We start from the raw sequence: 17,124 nt of genomic DNA, 5'->3' as shown, positions 1-17,124 counted from the left end.
CCCCCGGAGACCGGACCGACGCGATCGGGGACGGTGACGACACCGGGCTCCGCAGGCGGTGGACCGAACTCGCGGAAGAGGTCCGCCACCACCGGGATCTCTACTACAACGACCAGCCGTCGATCCCGGACGCGGACTTCGACGCCCTCTTCCGTGAGCTCCAGCAGCTCGAGGCCGAGCACCCGGAACTCGCGGTGCCGGAGAGCCCCACGATGCAGGTCGGCGCACCGGTCGACGAGACCTCCAGCTTCGCCAATGTCGAGCACCCGGAGCGGATGCTGAGCCTCGACAACGTCTTCGACACCGGGGAACTGGACGAGTGGCTGGCCCGCACCCCCGCCGCCAGGTACCTCACCGAGCTCAAGATCGACGGCCTGTCGATCGATCTGGTCTACCGGGCCGGGCGCCTCGAACGTGCCGCCACCCGCGGCGACGGGCGGATTGGCGAGGACATCACCGCCAACGCCCGGGTGATCGACGACATCCCGCACGAGCTGACCGCAAGCCACGATCATCCGGTGCCCGACCTGCTCGAGGTCCGGGGTGAGGTATTCATCGCGGTCGAAGACTTCGCCGAGGTCAACGCCCTCCGGATAGCCGACGGAGGCAGACCCTTCGCCAACCCCCGGAACGCGGCCGCCGGCTCCCTGCGTCAGAAGAACACCGCGGAAGTGCGCAAACGTCGTCTGAGGATGATCTGCCACGGAATCGGTGCGGTCGAGGGATTCACCCCGCGGTCGCAGTATGACGCGTACCTCGCGCTCGCGGACTGGGGGCTGCCGGTCTCGCCGTACACGAGGGCCGTCGGGTCCGTCGCCGAGGTCCACGAGCGGGTCCGGTACTGGGCGGAGCACCGGCACGACGCGACCCACGAGATGGACGGGGTGGTGATCAAGGTCGACGATCTCGCGGCCCAGCGCGCCCTCGGTTCGACATCGCGCGCGCCCCGGTGGGCCATCGCCTACAAGTATCCGCCCGAGGAGGTCACGACCCGCCTGGTGGACATCCAGGTCGGCGTCGGCCGTACCGGACGGGTCACTCCCTTCGCCGTGATGGAACCGGTCCTCGTCGCCGGATCCACCGTCTCCATGGCGACCCTGCACAATCAGACGGAGGTGCGCCGCAAGGGTGTGCTGATCGGTGACACCGTGGTCATCCGGAAGGCCGGGGAGGTCATCCCGGAGGTTCTCGGGCCGGTCGTCGAGAAACGCGACGGCACGGAACGGACCTTCGTGTTCCCCACGCTCTGCCCCGAGTGCGGGACCCGGCTCGCCCCGACCCGCGCCGAGGACGCCGACTGGCGCTGTCCCAACGCCCGCAGCTGCCCCGGCCAGCTCTCCGCACGCCTGACCTACCTCGCCGGCCGCGGGGCCTTCGACATCGAGGCGCTCGGGGAGAAGGGGGCCATCGATCTCATCCGGAGCGGGATCCTCGCCGACGAGTCCGGGCTCTTCGCGCTCACCGAGGAAGCACTGGAGCGTTCATCGGTCTACACAACGAAGGCCGGGAAGGTGAACGCCCAGGGACACAAGCTGCTGAAGAACCTGCGGGAGGCCGCGGAACGGGTCGAGCTGTGGCGCGTGCTCGTCGCCCTGTCCATCAGGCACGTCGGTCCCACCGCCGCGCGGGCGCTCGCGTCCAGGTTCCGGTCCCTGGAGGCGATGCGTTCAGCGGATGTCACCGAGCTCGCCGAGACCGAGGGCGTGGGGGAGATCATCGCCCGGAGCTTCCTCGACTGGTTCGGGGTGGACTGGCACCGCGCGATCGTCGACGCATGGGCGGAGGCCGGGGTGACGATGGAGGACTCCGTCGATGAACTCCCCGAGCAGACCCTTCAGGGCCTGACCGTGGTCGTCACGGGGGCCCTCGGGAACCACACCCGCGACAGCGCGAAGGAGGCCATCATCTCCCGGGGCGGGAAGGCCTCCGGGTCGGTGTCGAGGAAGACCGACTTCGTGGTCGTCGGGGAGAACGCCGGATCCAAGGAGACGAAGGCGCGCGAGCTCGGTCTGAGAATCCTCGACGAGGCGGGCTTCGACCTGCTCCTGGCGGGAGGGGCGCAGGCGGTGGCGGCCGGGGACTGAGTGCCCGCGACCGTGGCCGCTACTTGAGGATCGAACCGATGATGTCGCCGAGGTGGCCCAGGTGCTCGACCTCGCTGGCGAGGAAGTCGGGTCCGCCGGGGCGGCCGACGACGAGTGCCAGGCTCGTCCCGCGGATCGGCGTGGCGGCGAGCGCCGAGTCCAGCAGAGCCCAGGAATCCGGGATCCAGGTGTCCCGGTCCGGGTCGAGGACACGGGCCGTCCCGATCGTCGCCTGCGGATTGGAGCCGTCATCCTCCGGAGCGGCCTGCGACGCGGCGATCCGGTTGAGCCGCGGTTCCGTGTCGACGACGACACCCCACCCGGAGGTCATCGTGCGGGGGAGAACGGTGACCAGCTCGGTCATCGCCCGGTTGATGTTCCGGCGGTGCCTGGCGACCAGTGCGAGCATCTCGATCTGACCGCGTCGGTCGACGGTCCCGGAGAACGGACGGATCGAGTCGACCTGGACCCCCTCCACCTGCTCGGCGGCACTGATCAGGGAATCCGGCAGCAGCGTCGGGGGAAGGGAGACGACGATGTCGTCCATCGCGGTGCCGTCCGGGAACGTCGACACGACGTCGACGGACTGGATGTTGCCCTCCACGAGGCCGAGCGCCTCCGCCACTTGGCCGAGGCTTCCCGGGACGTCGGGCAGGAGCACGCGGAGGAGGTAGGACATCGTCAGCAGGTGACCTTTCGCGGGTTGTCGTCGTTCTTCCGTGGTACGAGGCCGGTCGGCCCCGCGGGAGAGTGCCGCCGGAAGGCCCGGAAATTGTTCCCGGTCCGGATGCGGCGGGCACCGGTTCACACAGACAACGCCCGTGGTGCCGTTGAAGTTCCCACGGGTCTCAGCGACCCGGTGACGCGATCCCATCCGATTCGGAGTTTCCCCGGTCACAGTGGTGGAGCGGCGGGGTCCGGCGGTCTTCCCCGGCGGTGGCCGGGGCCGACCCAACGAGAGCCGCTGTCGCCGTGCGTCGCGCGAGGGCCCACCGCGGTCCGGTGTGCGGTATTCCGCTCCGGCGGCTTCGCGGCGGCTGGGCGGCGGGTGTGCCGGGGCCGTGCGTTAAAGTGGTGTGCACACCAAGCAACGGACGTACCGGTCCCCGCCCCTTGCGGCGCCTCGATGCCGCGGGAATCACGGGGGAGGGTGCGCTCCGACGTGACAATGACGTGAAAAGAGGAAGCACAGACGTGTCCCAGATTTCCCGTGAAGAGGTGGCACACCTCGGCAAACTGTCCCGGTTGGCCCTCACCGACGAAGAGCTCGACGCCTTCGTGGAGCAGATCGACGACATCATCGCCAACGTCAGCGCGGTCCGGAGCGTCGACGCCTCGGACGTCGAGCCGATGAGCCACCCGCATGCCATCCAGACCCCGATGCGTGAGGATGTCGTGCTGCCGACCCTCTCCGCAGAGCAGGCGCTCGATCAGGCGCCCGCCGTCGAAGAACAGCGTTTCCAGGTTCCGCACATCCTCGGGGAGGAAGACTAGATGACCACCGATCTGCGCTACTCCGCCTCGGGCGACGAACTGACCAGGCTTTCCGCCGCCGAACTCGCCGGGAAGATCCACTCCCGTGAGGTGAGTTCCGTCGAGGTCACCCGCGCACACCTCGACCGGATCAACGCCGTCGACAGTGAGATCCACGCCTTCCTCCACGTCGGCGAGGAGGAGGCCCTGGCCGCCGCTGCCGCGGTCGACCGCGCCCTGGATGCGGGCGAGGAGCCGGCCTCCGCGCTGGCCGGCGTCCCGCTCGCGCTGAAGGACGTGTTCACCACCACCGACGCCCCGACGACCTGCGGCTCGAAGATGCTCGAGGGCTACATGAGCCCATACGACGCCACAGTCACTGGGCGGATCCGTGCCGCGGGCATCCCGATCCTGGGCAAGACCAACATGGATGAGTTCGCCATGGGCTCCTCCACCGAGAACTCGGCCTACGGCCCGACCCGTAACCCCTGGGACCCGGAGCGCACCGCCGGCGGGTCCGGTGGCGGCAGCGCCGCGGCCCTCGCCTCCGGTGAGGCACCGCTCGCCATCGGCACCGACACCGGCGGCTCCATCCGCCAGCCGGCCGCACTCACCGACACCGTCGGTGTGAAGCCCACCTACGGCACCGTGTCCCGCTACGGGCTCGTCGCCTGTGCCTCATCCCTTGACCAGGGTGGCCCGACGGCCCGCACCGTCCTCGACACCGCGCTGCTGCACGAGGTCATCGCCGGCCACGACCCCTTCGACGCGACGAGCGTCAACCGTCCCGTCGCCGATGTCGTCGGCGCCGCCCGCGCCGGGGCCTCCGGTGATCTGAGCGGCGTGAAGATCGGTCTGGTCAAGCAGTTCGACCGTGAGGGATTCCAGACCGGTGTCCTCGACTCCTTCCACGCCGCCGTCGAACAACTGAAGAGCCAGGGCGCGGAGATCGTGGAGGTCGACTGCCCGCACTTCGACGAGGCGCTCGGCGCCTACTACCTCATCCTCCCGTGCGAGGTGTCCTCCAACCTCGCCCGCTTCGATGGCATGCGCTACGGCCTCCGCGAGGGCGACGACGGCCAGCGTTCCGCCGAGGAGGTCATGTCGCTGTCCCGCGCCGCCGGGTTCGGCCCCGAGGTCAAGCGCCGGATCCTGCTCGGCACCTACGCCCTGTCCGTCGGCTACTACGACGCCTACTACCTGCAGGCGCAGCGGGTGCGCTCGCTCATCGCCCGGGACTTCACCCGCGCCTACGAGCGGTGCGACGTGCTGATCTCCCCGACGACGCCGACCACGGCGTTCAAGCTGGGGGAGAAGGTCTCCGACCCGATGGCGATGTACAACTTCGACCTGTGCACGCTGCCGCTGAACCTCGCCGGTGTGTGCGGTATGTCGTTGCCCTCCGGTCTCGCCGCGGACACCGGACTGCCCGTCGGTCTGCAGATCATGGCCTCGGCGTTCGCCGATGACCGCCTCTACCGGGTCGGTGCAGCGTTCGAGGCCGGCCGGAGCTGACGCTCCCTCGTTGACCGTCTGCACGAGGAGGGGTCGGTATCCGGATCCGGATACCGACCCCTCCTCGTACGCCCGAGCGGCTTGTGGGCCTAGCCGCGGTCGCTCGCCAGGTATGCGGCGGCGGCTGTTGCACCGGTGACGGTGAGGACGGCGGGCCAGGAGCCCATCTTCTTCGCCAGGGGATGCGAGGCGCCGAACGCCCCGACGTAGAGGGCGGTCAGAGCCGTGGCCGTGACCGGTCCCTTCTTCGCCGCCCAGCTGCGGGCCGCCCAGACGCCCGCGGCGCCGAGCAGCACCCCGCCGAGGGGCCGGATCCCGGTCTCGCGCGCGGTGAGCCACCCACCGATGAGTCCGGTGGTGACCACGGCTGCTGTGTTGACGTCTTCGGCCTTCTTCAGTGTCATGTCCATGCCCACCACCTTAGAGCGTGCGCACTCGCGCGGGGGCGGTGTGAGTGAATCTGCTGCGGTCGCCGGCCACCCCTGTTACGATTTCAGGGATTCTTCCAGTGAGCCGGTCGGGCAGCAGTGCCCGCGAACGAAGAGGGAATCCGGTGTGAATCCGGGACTGGCGCGCAGCGGTGAGAGGGAAGTTCCACGGAGCATGACCGACCGTCCCCAGGGACGTCGGGGTCACTGGCGGTCGATACCGCCGGGAAGGCCGGTTCCGTGGGACGGTGATCCTCGAGTCCGAATACCTGCCGGCTCAGCTAGTTCAGAGGTCCGTGCCGCGCGATCCGGCGCACCCAGATGGCCCGGATCGTTCCGGGCGAGGAGCGTAAGAGTGACTGACTTCCGTCACAACTGCCCCACGCGCCCCGGAGAGGGCGCCGAGTGTTCCGACGGGTGAGAACCCCCCTGCTGTTCCTGATCCTCATCGCGGTCGGTGCGGCCAGCTTCGTCATCTCCCTGACCTTCGGGTCCGTCGAGTACAGCCGTGACGAGGTGTGGACCGTGGTCCGCGCGCACCTCGGCGGCGGAGTCGGTCCCGATCCCGCCGTCGACGCCATCGTCTGGCAGCTCCGCGCGCCCCGGGGTCTGCTCGCCCTGATCGTCGGCGCCGGGCTCGCGGTCTCGGGGGTCGCCATGCAGACCCTCGTGCGCAATCCCCTCGCCGACCCCTACCTGCTGGGTGTGTCCGCGGGTGCGAGCGTCGGGGCCACCGCGGTGATCACCCTCGGGATGTTCAGCTCATTCGGCGTCTGGGCACTCTCCGGCGGCGCACTCGTCGGTGCGCTCGGGGCGACGGCCACGGTGTACGCCGTCACCGTGATCCAGGGCGGCATCACGCCCCTGCGGCTGATCCTCTCAGGCGTGGTGCTGTCGTCGGCGTTCTCCGCGATCGCGAGCTTCCTCGTGTTCCGTTCCCCGGAATCCCGGGCGGCGCAGTCGGTGATGTTCTGGATGCTCGGTTCCGTCGCCGGCGCCCAGTGGGACCGCGTGGTCCTGCCCCTCGGTGTCGTCGTCGTGGGGGTCGTGATCCTCATGTCGCTGTCCTCCCGGCTCGACGCACTCGCCGCGGGTCCCGACACCGCCGCCGCGCTCGGGGTGCGGGTCGGACTGCTCCGTCAGGCACTGTTCTTCATCCAGGCGCTCCTGGTCGGGGCGATGGTCGCGGTCTCCGGTGGAATCGGCTTCGTCGGTCTGGTCATCCCGCACCTGGCCCGACTCATGGTCGGTTCCCTGCACATCCGGCTGCTGCCCGTCGCCGCCGCGACCGGGGCGGTGTTCCTCCTCTGGGTCGACGTGCTGTCCCGGGTCGCGGCGGCACCGCAGGAGATACCGCTCGGCGTCGTGACCGGAATTCTCGGCGCCCCGCTGTTCCTTCTGCTCATGGGGCGCAACAGGTACCGCTACGAGGGGCACAGCTGATGGCGGACATGAAGATCGACGCGCTGGACTGCGGCATCGGGCGGACGACGATCCTGCGGGACGTCACCTGGGCCGCCGAGCCGGGCACCATGACCGCCATCGTCGGCGTCAACGGCGTCGGGAAATCGACCCTGCTACGGTGCCTGGCCGGAATCACCCGCCCCCACTCCGGCGAGGTTCAGATCGACGGTCGGAACGTGCACCGCCTGCCACCCCGGAAGCGGGCGAAGCTGGTCACGTTCGTCGGGCAGGAGGAGACCCCGCCGGGGGATCTCACGGTCGGCGAGACGGTGGCCCTCGGCAGGCTGCCGCACCGGAGACCCTGGGAGTTCGGTGGTCGGAGGGAGAACGAGATCGTCCACGGCAGCCTCGCTCTCGTCGGAATGGAGGCCGAGATCGACCGCCCGTGCGACCAGCTGTCGGGCGGACAACGCCGGCGGGTCCTGCTCGCCCGGGGACTCGCGCAGGATACCCCGGTGGTCCTCCTCGACGAGCCGACCAACCACCTCGACGTCCACCACCAACTGCACCTTCTCGGGGTGCTGCGTTCGACGGGCCGGACCGTGATCGCCACCGTCCACGACCTCGACCTCGCGATGGTGTACTTCGACAGCGTCGTCCTGCTCCACGGGGACGGTGTCCTCGCCGCCGGTCCGTCCGGGCAGGTGCTCACCCCGGACCGGATGCGAACGGCCTTCGACGTCGGGGCCCTCATCGCGGAGCTCGATCAGGCGCGCAACCCCCATCTGATCGTCGACACCCTCTGACCGTCCGAACACCACCCACCACCACCCAACCAAGGAGAACACCATGAAGAACACGACCAGGGCGCTCATCGCCGTACTGGCCACCTCGACCCTGCTGGTCGGCTGCTCCGGAGGAGACTCCGGAACGACCGGCTCAACCGACACCGCGGCGAGTGACGCGAAATCAACGGCGGCGGCCGGTGCCGGGACGGCGCAGGGGCCGGTGACCGTGGAGAACTGCGGCACCGAGGTCACCTATGACGCCACCGAAAAGCTCTTCGTCAACGACGGCAACATCATCGCCACCGTCCTGTCTGCCGGTGGCCGGGACAGGATCGCCGAGGTCAGCTCCGTGCAGCGTGACCGCGACATCCTCGCCGCCAAGTACGGCGCCGACGTCGTCGACGGACTGAGGGACGTCGCCGAGAAGTACCCCTCGCTCGAGCAGATCGTCGCCGAACAGCCGGACATCTACGTCGCAGGCTGGAACTACGGGCTGTCGGACGAGAAGAACATCACCCCGGACTCCCTCGCCGACCGGGGCATCGGCACCTACATCCTCACCGAGGCGTGCCGCCAGGAGGGGACCGACGCCCGCGGGATCGTGGACCCGTGGACCTCCGTGGAGACCGACCTGGCCAACATGGGTGAGATCGTCGGGGCCCCGGACACCGCCCAGGCCGTGATACGGGACCAGAATGAACGCCTGAAGGCCCTGGAGGATGCACCGCAGCCCGAGAACCGCCCCGTGGTGTTCCTGTTCGATTCCGGCACGGACGCCGTGTTCACCTCCGGACGCTTCGGCGCCCCGGAGTCGATCCTCGACGCCGCCGGTGCCGAGAACGGGGCACACGACGTCGAGGACACCTGGGTCCAGGTCAGCTGGGAGAAGCTCGCCGATTCCGCACCCGACGCATTCGTGTTCGTCGAGTACCCGGGACAGGAACTCGACGAGAAGATCGAGCTGCTGCGCACCAACCCGGTGACCCGCGACCTGCCGGCCGTCAAGGAGAACAGGTTCATCAACCTGCCCTACGCGATGTGGACCGCGGGCCCGCTGAACATCGACGCCGCCGAGCACGTCCGAAAGGGTCTGGAGCACCTCGAGCTCGTCCCCGCGTCCGACATCGTCCCCGAGCTGGAGCTGCCGGCGTCCGTCCCGGGCCAGGAGTACTTCAGCTAGGGACACCGTAGCTAGGGACACCGTCCCGCGGGCGGAAGGTTCGTATGTCGCGTTGTCTCCGGGGCGGCCGGGAACGATACCGGCCGGCGGTGGGCGGTTGATCCGCACACCTGACCCGGCCCGATCGCGTCGGTGTCCCCGACGGCGGGGTGTCCGGTTCCGGCGCACCCGGGGTCTGACCGGCGGTACCCGGCATTCACGGCCTGATCGGGCGACAGCAGGATCACTCCCGCTCAGCCGGGCCCGTCCACCGTCCGTACAGCGGTCCCGACCGCCACCTTGGAGGGGGCGACGGACATTTGCGGCTGCCGCAACGGCAGCGCCTAGGCTCGGGCCCATGACGATGCTCACGATCAGCGAACTCGCCGCCTTCGCGGGGGTCTCGGCGCGGACGATCCGGCACTACCACGACATCGGTCTCATGCCGCCCGCCGGGCGGGACACTGCGGGGCGAAGGATCTACGCCCCGGCCGACGCCGTACGGCTCGCCCGGGTCAGGTCCCTCGCCGAGGCGGGGTTCACGTTGACGGACATCCTCGAGGTCCTCCCCGTCGGCGTCACCGAGATGGACATCGGGGTCTTCACCCGGGTCCGGTCACGGGTGGCCGAGCGTCTCGCGGAGGAGGCGAAGGTGATCTCCGGCCAGCGCCGGCATCTCGTCGGGCTGAAATCCCCGGAACTCGTCGGGCTGTCCGACGGGACCGCGGCGCTGTTCCGCCGGTGGCGGGAGATCGGGGTCGCCGAGGAATTCATCCGCGCACTCGGCCGGGTGTGGGTCGTCTGCCGGACGCTGGTTCCGGACACGTTCGACGACAGTGTCCGGTGGGCGACCGAGGCCCTCGAGTCCGTGGAGTACCGGGTGCTGCTCCGGGACGTCAGCCACCTGTGGACGGTGGAGCCGGACGATCCTCTCGTGGCGGAGACCGCCCGCCGGGTGGCCGACTACATCCGGCAGCTCGACGAGGAGGAACTCCGGAGGGGAGAATTCCCCGCATCGGTTGTGCTCGAATCCGTGATCGGGGACATCCCTCCGGCCATCATCCGGTTCAACGAACTGGTCGGGCAGCTCACGGATACGGCGGTCGCACGGTGACGACCGGTACCCCGGTGCGGCACCGCGCCTCCGCGTGGCTGTACCTCTCCTCCGCGGGGCTCTCGCAGTTCGGCAACTCCATCGCGCTGATCGCGTGGCCGTGGCTGATCCTCGACCGCACCGGGGACCCCGCAGCCGCGGGCACCGTCGTCGCGGTCACCGCGGTCGCCGGACTGATCGTGTCCTTCATCGGGGGTCAGTTGATCGACACCCTCGGGCGCAAACCCATGAGCGTGATCTCCGACGTGATCAGCGGACTGTCCATCGTCGCTCTCATCGCCGTCGACGCCTCCCTGGAACTGACGCTCGCCTGGTTCATCGGGCTCGCCGTGTTCGGTGCGGTCGGTGACGTGCCGGGAATGGCCGCCAGGCAGTCACTGCTCGGCGACGTCTCGGCCACGTCCGGGGTGACCCGGGACAGACTCGCCGGGATCATGCAGACACTCGTGGGCGTCGCAGCACTGATCGGGCCCGCACTCGGAGGCGTGCTGATGGCGGTGCAGCCGGTGATCACGGTGCTGTGGATCACCGCGGGCTGTTCCCTCGCCGCCGCAGCGTTGACCGCGACCGTGCGGGTGGCGCACACAGGTGGCTACGCGGGGGACACGGACCCGGATGTCCCCGACATGAGTGTCGTGCGCCAGTGGCGCGACGTCCTCACCCACCCCATCGTGCGCCTCCTGCTCATCATGGAGCTGGTGTCCACCATGCTCGTGGTCCCGTACCTGGTGATCCTGCTGCCCGCCCACTACCAGTCCGTGGACGCACCGGCCGTGATGGGGGCCGTGCTCGCCACCTACGCCGTCGGATTCGTCATCGGCGGCGGACTGGCCACCGTGCTCGGCACCCGGCGCCGGCGGACACTCTGGGCGACCACCGTCGTCCTGTTCACCCTGGCTTTCCTCTTCCTGGGGGGACTCGGAAACGACCCGCTCGTGTTCACCGGCATGGTGCTCGCCGGAATCGGAGCGGGTCTCTTCGGCCCGCTGCACCTCGTCCTGATCACCGAGACCGTCCCCGACCGGGTGCGCGGGCGGACGCTGTCCCTGTTCACCGCGGCCGGAAGCCTCAGTCAGCCGGTCGGACTCACCGCGACCGCACCACTGATAGCCGCCTTCGGCATATACCGCACGGCCCTCGGCATCGGGCTCAGTTTCCTCCCCTTCGGTGTCTGGTCCGGAGTCCTCGGAGTCCGGACCGTACCACCGGCACCGCCGGAATCCTCCCCGGAGGCGACGTCCGGTGACGACCGGGGTGCAGCGGCGTCGGGGGCCTCGGAACAGCGGTGGTCGTAGGATGGATCGGTGACCGACATCCGACCAGCATCCCCCGTCCTGCCCGAGAAACAGGCCTGGCGTGCCCTCGCCGCCCTGTGCATCGGGTTCTTCATGATCCTCCTCGACCAGACTGTCGTGGCCGTGGCGACGCCGCAGTTCCAGACCGAACTCGGGGCCTCTCTCAACGCCGTCGTCTGGGTGACCTCCGTCTACCTCATCACCTTCGCGGTTCCGCTGCTGGTCACCGGGCGTCTCGGCGACCGGTACGGGCAACGCAACGTCTATCTCGTCGGCATGGTCATCTTCACCCTCTCCTCACTGGCCTGCGGACTCGCGCCGGGCATCGAGTGGCTGATCGCCGCGCGCGCCGTACAGGGGCTCGGCGCGTCGATACTCACCCCGCAGACGATGAGCGTGATCAACCGGATCTTCGCCCGGGAACGCCGGGGCGCCGCCATGGGGATCTGGGGTGCGGTGGCCGGATTCGCATCCCTCGCGGGGCCCCTCCTCGGTGGCCTCATCACAGGCACCCTCGGCTGGCAGTGGATCTTCTTCATCAACATCCCCTTCGGTGTGCTGAGTCTGGTGATGGTTGTGAGATGGGTGCCGTCCATGCCCACGGTCACGCGTCGGGTGGACGGGCTCAGCGTCCTGCTTTCCCTGCTCGCCGTGTTCGGCGTGGTCTACGCGATGCAGCAGGGGCCGAAACTGCACTGGCCGACGTGGATCTGGTTCGTGTTCGTCGGTGGCCTCGTCTCCCTGGCGTTCTTCCTGCGCCGGCAGCACACGGCGGGGGAGAAGGGCGCGGATCCCCTCGTCCCGCTGGCCATCTTCCGCAACCGGAACTTCTCCATCGGGGCGTTCTCCATCGCGACGATGGGCTTCGCCGTCGCCTCCATCGCGCTGCCCATGATGATCTACCTGCAGGACGGGCTCGGGATGAGCGCGGAGAAATCCGGGCTCATGCTCGTTCCCACCGCCGTGATCTCGGGGGTCCTCTCACCGTTCGTCGGCCGGCTGGCCGACCGTGTCCATCCGCGGACCCTGTCGATGATCGGATTCGGTGCCATGACCGCGGCGGTCGGGATGCTCGCGGCCGTGATGCGTGACGGGGTGTCCGTCTGGTGGATCCTCGTCCCGGTCCTGCTCATGGGCGTCGGGCACGGATTCATCTGGTCGCCGAACTCCGCGACCGCGATGCGCGATCTGCCGCCGCAGCGGATAGGGGCGGCCTCGGGTGTGTACAACACCACACGTCAGGTCGGATCGGTGATCGGTGCCGCGGCCGTCGGCGCCGCGATGCAGATCGGAGCTGCGCGAACGTCGATCGGCAACGCCATGGGTGACGCCGTCATCATTACCGCGTGCGTACTTTTCCTTGGTTTTGTGTCCGTTTCCTTCTTCAGGTCAACTTCCGAACGGGCATCCGTCTGCTCGGCAGACTAGGATGGGGCACATGCGAATTGCGACACTGACCTCCGGCGGCGACTGCCCCGGCCTCAACGCTGTCATCCGCGGTATCGTCCGCACCGCCAGTTCGGACTACGGCTCAACTGTCGTCGGCTACCAGGACGGTTGGGTTGGTCTCATGGAGGACCGCCGTGTCCAGCTCTACGACGATGAGTCGATCGACCGGATCCTCCTCCGGGGCGGCACGATCCTCGGTACGGGTCGACTGCACCCGGACCGGTTCAAGAGCGGGCTCGACCAGATCAAGGCGAATCTCGCCGACGCCGGAATCGACGCCCTCATCCCGATCGGCGGTGAGGGCACACTCAAGGGTGCCAAGTGGCTCTCCGACAACGGGATCCCGGTCGTCGGTGTCCCGAAGACCATCGACAACGACGTCAACGGCACCGACTACACCTTCGGCTTCGACACCGCCGTCTCCGTGGCCACCGACGCGATCGACCGGCTGCACACCACCGCCGAGTCCCACAACCGGGTCATGATCGTCGAGGTCATGGGCCGCCACGTCGGCTGGATCGCGCTCCACGCCGGCATGGCCGGCGGCGCCCACTACATCGTGATCCCCGAGCAGCCCTTCGACATCGCCGAAATCTGCAAGGCCATGGAGCGTCGCTTCCAGATGGGCGAGAAGTACGGCATCGTCGTCGTCGCCGAGGGTGCCATGCCCAAGGAAGGGACGATGGAGCTCAAGTCCGGGGGAGTGGACCAGTTCGGCCACGAGATCTTCACCGGTATGGGGCAGCAGATCGCCGACGAGATCCAGGCCCGCGCCGGGCACGACGTCCGGACCACGGTGCTCGGACACATCCAGCGTGGTGGAACCCCGACCGCCTACGACAGGGTTCTGGCCACCCGCTACGGTGTGCACGCCGCACGCGCCTGCCACACGGGAGACTTCGGCAAGGTCGTCGCCCTCAAGGGGGAGCACATCAACCTCATCGGCCTCGAGGAGGCCGTCGGGACGCTCAAGCGCGTGCCGGAGGGACGCTACCGCACCGCCCAGGCGCTGTTCGGCTGAGAAACCGTCAACATCCCCGTCAGCGCCCCGGAGGGAACATCGTCCCGCCGGGTGCTGACGATTCACAGGGTCCTTCAAGGTGCGGTGGTTACACTGTGGCCCCATGCCCTCCGTGACCCCCACAGAGAGTCTGCCGGTCGAACGCCGCCACATCGTGGTCGCGCTGGCGCTCAACATCGCCGTCATCACGGTCCTGACCCTGTTCAAGTTCATCTTCGTCATCGCGGGCCTCTGGTCCACCGCCGCCCACCGGATCCGGGACATCCGGCTGATCCCCTTCGGTGAGTTGTTCACCGCCCATGTCTGGTACGGCCCGCCCCTCAACATCGCGGGAAACATCGCCCTGTTCCTTCCCTTCGGTGCACTGGTGTGCCTCCTGCTCCGGGATCGGGCCGACCGGATCAAACGGACCGCACTGACCGGTCTCGGTCTGAGTCTGCTCATCGAGACACTCCAGTTCATCTTCGCGGTCGGGTACTCGGATGTCGACGACCTCATGCTCAACACCGCCGGAGCCGCGGCCGGTGCGTGGTTCGCCGACCGGTACAGCCCGCACCGGGATGGACTCATCATCGGTGTCTCCGTGGTGTTCGTGCTGATCATCTTCCTCCTGCTCGCACTCGGACCGAACCCCGGACGGATCTGAGCCGCCGGCGGTCCGGGTGTACTCGACCATCATGATGCTCTGGTTGAACCGTTCGACGTTGCTGTTCTGCCAGGGGCAGTGCGTACGGATCTCGCGCCTGCGGGTGATCAGGCCGCGGTCGTGGAGCTTCCGCTCACCTCTCGGAGGTCCGCGTGACCTACTTCACATCAGTGTGGGTCGCCACCCCGGTCACCGGGCCCAGCTCGTGGAGGTAGGACATATGGTCCTTATCTTCAGCAGCCAGCGTCACCGACACCCTGGTCGAGTACAACTAGACACCGGGAGCCGCACCTTTTCCTGCGAGCTCCAAGAGGACAAGAACTACTGCGGCAACCGTTGTACAAGCCACAGCAAAACTCGCCCCACCGACCGCGCCAACAGATTCAAAGATTACACCGCCCGCGGTGTTTGCCGCCGCTCCGGATGCGGTGCAGGCGGCGGCCTGCCAACCGAAGGCACTTCCGGCAGAATTGCCTGAGAACTCCGATATCCGGCTGTACAGCGCAGCCAATGTGGTCGGAATCGTATAGCCGTTGATTAGGAGAATGACGGCGATCACCAGCGTCTGCGGGGAATCAACTACAGCCCACAGGATGGCCAATGGCATGGTAGTTGCAGCGATGCCCGCCACTTTGGTCCATAGTAACGCAGTCCCGGTGTCAGTGGATCCGCTAATTCCGCCGATAACGCTACCGATGGCCCACACTGCGATGAGAACACCCCCTAGCTCCGGGTTACCGGTCGCACGAGACCACAGCACCAAGGTGAGATCAACCATCGTAAAAGCGGCAATTAGCACTGCGACCACCCCGATTAGGGCCCATACCCCGGCATTGAGTCGCCTTGGTGAAGTCTGTTGTTCACCGATTTCCGGGGGGTAGTTGACTCCGACGCGCACGCAGGCGGCTGCCAGGCCGGTACCACCCACCACGGCCACTGCACCACAAGCCGCGAGTGCCAACCCAGGGCCGTGGACCAGTACGGCGAAAGCAACCAGTCCCGGGCCGCTCACCAGCACCAGTTCGTTGACGACCGACTGCAGCGAAAAGGCCTGTTTCCGGTGTTCGGCTGGTATCAGCTGGCCGATTTTTGCTCTTACCGCTTGTGTCGTCGGTGGGCACAGTAACCCTGTTGCGAAGGCTGCGAAGCCCAGTGTGGACACTGAATGCAATGGCAAGTAGGCGAGGGCGGTGAGGCCCGTACCGTAGATGCCGGAGAACACAACAAGCGGGGTGGCAGCGTTGTGCCTGTCGATCATCCGTCCCCTGAGCGGCCCCGAGGCTCCCTGTCCCAGGACAAAAAGTCCGGTGACCGTGCCCGCAGCCGCTACTGACGACAATTCATCAGAAGCGACGAGCAACAGGGCTACGACGGAGGCCGATAAGTGGAGGCGGGCAGGGAAACTCCAGATGATCAGGGTTTTCAATCCGGGTTTGTTGGCGACCTCGCGGAAGTTTTGATAGCGGCTTCTAAGTCTCGCGGTTGCCGCAGTCATTGATTGCGCCAAGGCGCTACTGCCGTTTCGGGGAATGATCCGTGACATATCAACTGCGCTCCTGGTCACGGGCATAATCGTGGTCGGTGACCGCGTTTAACCGGTCGTCGATTGCCGCGGAAGCAGCACACGAGATAGTCTCGACCAATTCTCGTCCGAGCAGTTCGGTGAGGGTTCGGTTTCCCTTCCATGCCTCGAGCCCCTGTTCCGGTGTTTGTGGAATGGGTTGGCCGCTGCCACTAGGTCCAGCGAGGACGCGTTCGGAGGTGATGCCCCAACGACCGCTGGCGAGTAATCCCGCCACTAGCAGGTGGGGTTGACTGTCTGCCCCTGCGATACGGACTTCGCATCGTGGTTCGCCGGTGCTTATTCCGATCAGGCGCACCGCCGCGGTGCGGTCATCGACACCCCAGGTTGCAGCATTTGGTGCGAAGGGGGCAGTTCTGAGTCGGGTCCAACCGTTGACGGTTGGAGAGAATACTGGTCCAAGGGAGGGGAGCATTTCGACAATGCCGGCAACAAAGGACTCGAGAAGTTCCACGTTCCTGCTGTAGTTTCCATCGTCGGTTGCCGGGGACAGGGAAATGTGGACGTGACAGGAGTTTCCTTCCCTTGTAGCAGGTGCGGCGAGGTAGCTTGCCGTGTATCCGCGTTGCGTAGCAGTACGTCGCACAATGTGTTGCAAAATTAGGGCATCGTCGCAGGCGGTGAGGGCGTCAGAGTGGCGGAGCACGATCTCGCACTGCCCGGGGTGACATTCGCAGCGGTAGTTGTCGATAGCCAGCGACGCATGTGAGGCTCGCTCTGCCACGTCGCTGAGTAGGGCATGGAGTTCTGTGGTCTGGCCAAGCCCGTAGTCCCCTCCTACAGTGGTGGCGGGTGCCCCGGAAGACGCGGCTGCGGTGTGAGGGGGGCCAAAGAGAGTGAACTCGTTTTCGATCCCCACAGAAGGTATCAGACCGATATTCTCGAGTTCTTTAAGTTGGCGCGCAAGCACTGTCCGGGGTGCGGACGGGGCATCGACGTTACCCGGTACCCAGACTAAGTCTTTGTCGTCGCTGTCGGGCCGTGCCGAGTACCAATCGGGCGTTACTCGCATGTCACCGTATGTATCGTCGTCCCTGCCGAGTCCTGGCAGCGGGCCTTGCCTCGATACATCCCACCGTGTCAGGTAATCGCATAGGCCCACGGTCTCACTGCTACGAGATTTCCCACCGGGTCGACAGACGAGGCGAGGCGCCGGTGTATATCGG

15 protein-coding genes and 1 riboswitch are annotated in these 17,124 nt (G+C 67.4%); of the genes, 11 read left to right on the top strand and 4 right to left on the bottom strand.

Annotation, left to right across the window (positions count from 1 at the left end):
* Positions 1–23 precede the first annotated feature (23 nt).
* Positions 24–2,084, top strand: a complete 2,061-nt coding sequence (gene ligA, locus KRX55_RS04640) for an NAD-dependent DNA ligase LigA (protein WP_218406724.1) — start codon at positions 24–26, stop codon at positions 2,082–2,084.
* Between the two features lie 19 nt (positions 2,085–2,103).
* Here ligA and KRX55_RS04635 read toward each other — a convergent pair whose 3' ends face one another.
* Positions 2,104–2,763: an amino acid-binding ACT domain protein gene (locus KRX55_RS04635; RefSeq protein ID WP_218406626.1), complete on the bottom strand. Its 660-nt coding sequence runs from the start codon at positions 2,761–2,763 to the stop codon at positions 2,104–2,106.
* 515 nt (positions 2,764–3,278) lie between these two features.
* Here KRX55_RS04635 and gatC point away from each other — a divergent pair.
* The gene (gene gatC / locus KRX55_RS04630; RefSeq protein ID WP_200258940.1) at positions 3,279–3,578 is read left to right on the top strand and encodes an Asp-tRNA(Asn)/Glu-tRNA(Gln) amidotransferase subunit GatC; all 300 of its coding nucleotides are present in this window, start codon (positions 3,279–3,281) and stop codon (positions 3,576–3,578) included.
* A complete protein-coding gene (gene gatA, locus KRX55_RS04625) occupies positions 3,579–5,072 on the top strand; it encodes an Asp-tRNA(Asn)/Glu-tRNA(Gln) amidotransferase subunit GatA (RefSeq protein ID WP_218406625.1) in 1,494 nt (497 codons plus the stop codon).
* Between the two features lie 89 nt (positions 5,073–5,161).
* On the opposite strand, the gene KRX55_RS04620 is transcribed toward gatA, so the two are convergent.
* Positions 5,162–5,482: a hypothetical protein gene (locus KRX55_RS04620; protein ID WP_218406624.1), complete on the bottom strand. Its 321-nt coding sequence runs from the start codon at positions 5,480–5,482 to the stop codon at positions 5,162–5,164.
* Between the two features lie 87 nt (positions 5,483–5,569).
* Positions 5,570–5,791: riboswitch (cobalamin riboswitch) on the top strand.
* A 114-nt stretch (positions 5,792–5,905) separates the two neighbouring features.
* Between KRX55_RS04620 and KRX55_RS04615 the strand changes: the two genes are divergently transcribed.
* The 8 genes from KRX55_RS04615 (at position 5,906) to KRX55_RS04580 (ending at position 14,376) form a co-directional block, all read left to right on the top strand.
* Positions 5,906–6,943 (top strand): FecCD family ABC transporter permease, encoded by a 1,038-nt coding sequence (locus KRX55_RS04615; RefSeq protein WP_218406623.1) that lies wholly within the window; start codon positions 5,906–5,908, stop codon positions 6,941–6,943.
* Positions 6,943–7,710, top strand: coding sequence for an ABC transporter ATP-binding protein (locus KRX55_RS04610; protein ID WP_218406622.1), 768 nt, complete (start codon positions 6,943–6,945; stop codon positions 7,708–7,710). Before KRX55_RS04615 ends, KRX55_RS04610 begins: the two co-directional genes overlap by 1 nt.
* 43 nt (positions 7,711–7,753) lie before the next feature.
* A complete protein-coding gene (locus tag KRX55_RS04605) occupies positions 7,754–8,872 on the top strand; it encodes an ABC transporter substrate-binding protein (RefSeq protein WP_218406621.1) in 1,119 nt (372 codons plus the stop codon).
* A 337-nt stretch (positions 8,873–9,209) separates the two neighbouring features.
* Positions 9,210–9,965, top strand: coding sequence for a MerR family transcriptional regulator (locus KRX55_RS04600; protein WP_218406620.1), 756 nt, complete (start codon positions 9,210–9,212; stop codon positions 9,963–9,965).
* The gene (locus KRX55_RS04595; protein WP_218406619.1) at positions 9,962–11,260 is read left to right on the top strand and encodes an MFS transporter; all 1,299 of its coding nucleotides are present in this window, start codon (positions 9,962–9,964) and stop codon (positions 11,258–11,260) included. Before KRX55_RS04600 ends, KRX55_RS04595 begins: the two co-directional genes overlap by 4 nt.
* A gap of 9 nt (positions 11,261–11,269) precedes the next feature.
* Positions 11,270–12,688, top strand: coding sequence for a DHA2 family efflux MFS transporter permease subunit (locus KRX55_RS04590; protein WP_370625749.1), 1,419 nt, complete (start codon positions 11,270–11,272; stop codon positions 12,686–12,688).
* A 10-nt stretch (positions 12,689–12,698) separates the two neighbouring features.
* Positions 12,699–13,730 (top strand): 6-phosphofructokinase, encoded by a 1,032-nt coding sequence (locus KRX55_RS04585; protein ID WP_218406618.1) that lies wholly within the window; start codon positions 12,699–12,701, stop codon positions 13,728–13,730.
* A 103-nt stretch (positions 13,731–13,833) separates the two neighbouring features.
* A complete protein-coding gene (locus tag KRX55_RS04580; RefSeq protein WP_218406617.1) occupies positions 13,834–14,376 on the top strand; it encodes a VanZ family protein in 543 nt (180 codons plus the stop codon).
* A 271-nt stretch (positions 14,377–14,647) separates the two neighbouring features.
* On the opposite strand, the gene KRX55_RS04575 is transcribed toward KRX55_RS04580, so the two are convergent.
* Together KRX55_RS04575 and KRX55_RS12025 are read right to left on the bottom strand one after the other, a co-directional pair.
* On the bottom strand, positions 14,648–15,919 hold the full coding sequence (locus KRX55_RS04575; RefSeq protein ID WP_218406616.1) for an MFS transporter: 1,272 nt from the start codon (positions 15,917–15,919) through the stop codon (positions 14,648–14,650).
* Position 15,920: 1 nt separating this feature from the next.
* A complete protein-coding gene (locus KRX55_RS12025; protein WP_218406615.1) occupies positions 15,921–16,970 on the bottom strand; it encodes a glutamine synthetase in 1,050 nt (349 codons plus the stop codon).
* Positions 16,971–17,124 lie beyond the last annotated feature (154 nt).

The sequence above is a fragment of the Corynebacterium sp. TAE3-ERU16 genome, from assembly GCF_019209935.1.
In the GTDB taxonomy this organism is placed as follows: domain Bacteria; phylum Actinomycetota; class Actinomycetes; order Mycobacteriales; family Mycobacteriaceae; genus Corynebacterium; species Corynebacterium antarcticum.
The sequence above is the reverse complement of the archived record's forward strand: the minus strand, read 5'-3'. Positions and strand labels throughout refer to the sequence as shown.

Bases quoted from the DNA above. Each gene is read 5' to 3' on its own strand.
- KRX55_RS04585 (WP_218406618.1), top strand. From the start codon at position 12,699: ATGCGAATTGCGACACTGACCTCCGGCGGCGACTGCCCCGGCCTCAAC.
- KRX55_RS12025 (WP_218406615.1), bottom strand. From the start codon at position 16,970: ATGCGAGTAACGCCCGATTGGTACTCGGCACGGCCCGACAGCGACGAC.
- KRX55_RS04600 (WP_218406620.1), top strand. From the start codon at position 9,210: ATGACGATGCTCACGATCAGCGAACTCGCCGCCTTCGCGGGGGTCTCG.
- KRX55_RS04620 (WP_218406624.1), bottom strand. From the start codon at position 5,482: ATGGACATGACACTGAAGAAGGCCGAAGACGTCAACACAGCAGCCGTG.
- KRX55_RS04610 (WP_218406622.1), top strand. From the start codon at position 6,943: ATGGCGGACATGAAGATCGACGCGCTGGACTGCGGCATCGGGCGGACG.
- KRX55_RS04580 (WP_218406617.1), top strand. From the start codon at position 13,834: ATGCCCTCCGTGACCCCCACAGAGAGTCTGCCGGTCGAACGCCGCCAC.
- KRX55_RS04605 (WP_218406621.1), top strand. From the start codon at position 7,754: ATGAAGAACACGACCAGGGCGCTCATCGCCGTACTGGCCACCTCGACC.
- gatA (WP_218406625.1), top strand. From the start codon at position 3,579: ATGACCACCGATCTGCGCTACTCCGCCTCGGGCGACGAACTGACCAGG.
- KRX55_RS04575 (WP_218406616.1), bottom strand. From the start codon at position 15,919: ATGTCACGGATCATTCCCCGAAACGGCAGTAGCGCCTTGGCGCAATCA.
- KRX55_RS04635 (WP_218406626.1), bottom strand. From the start codon at position 2,763: ATGTCCTACCTCCTCCGCGTGCTCCTGCCCGACGTCCCGGGAAGCCTC.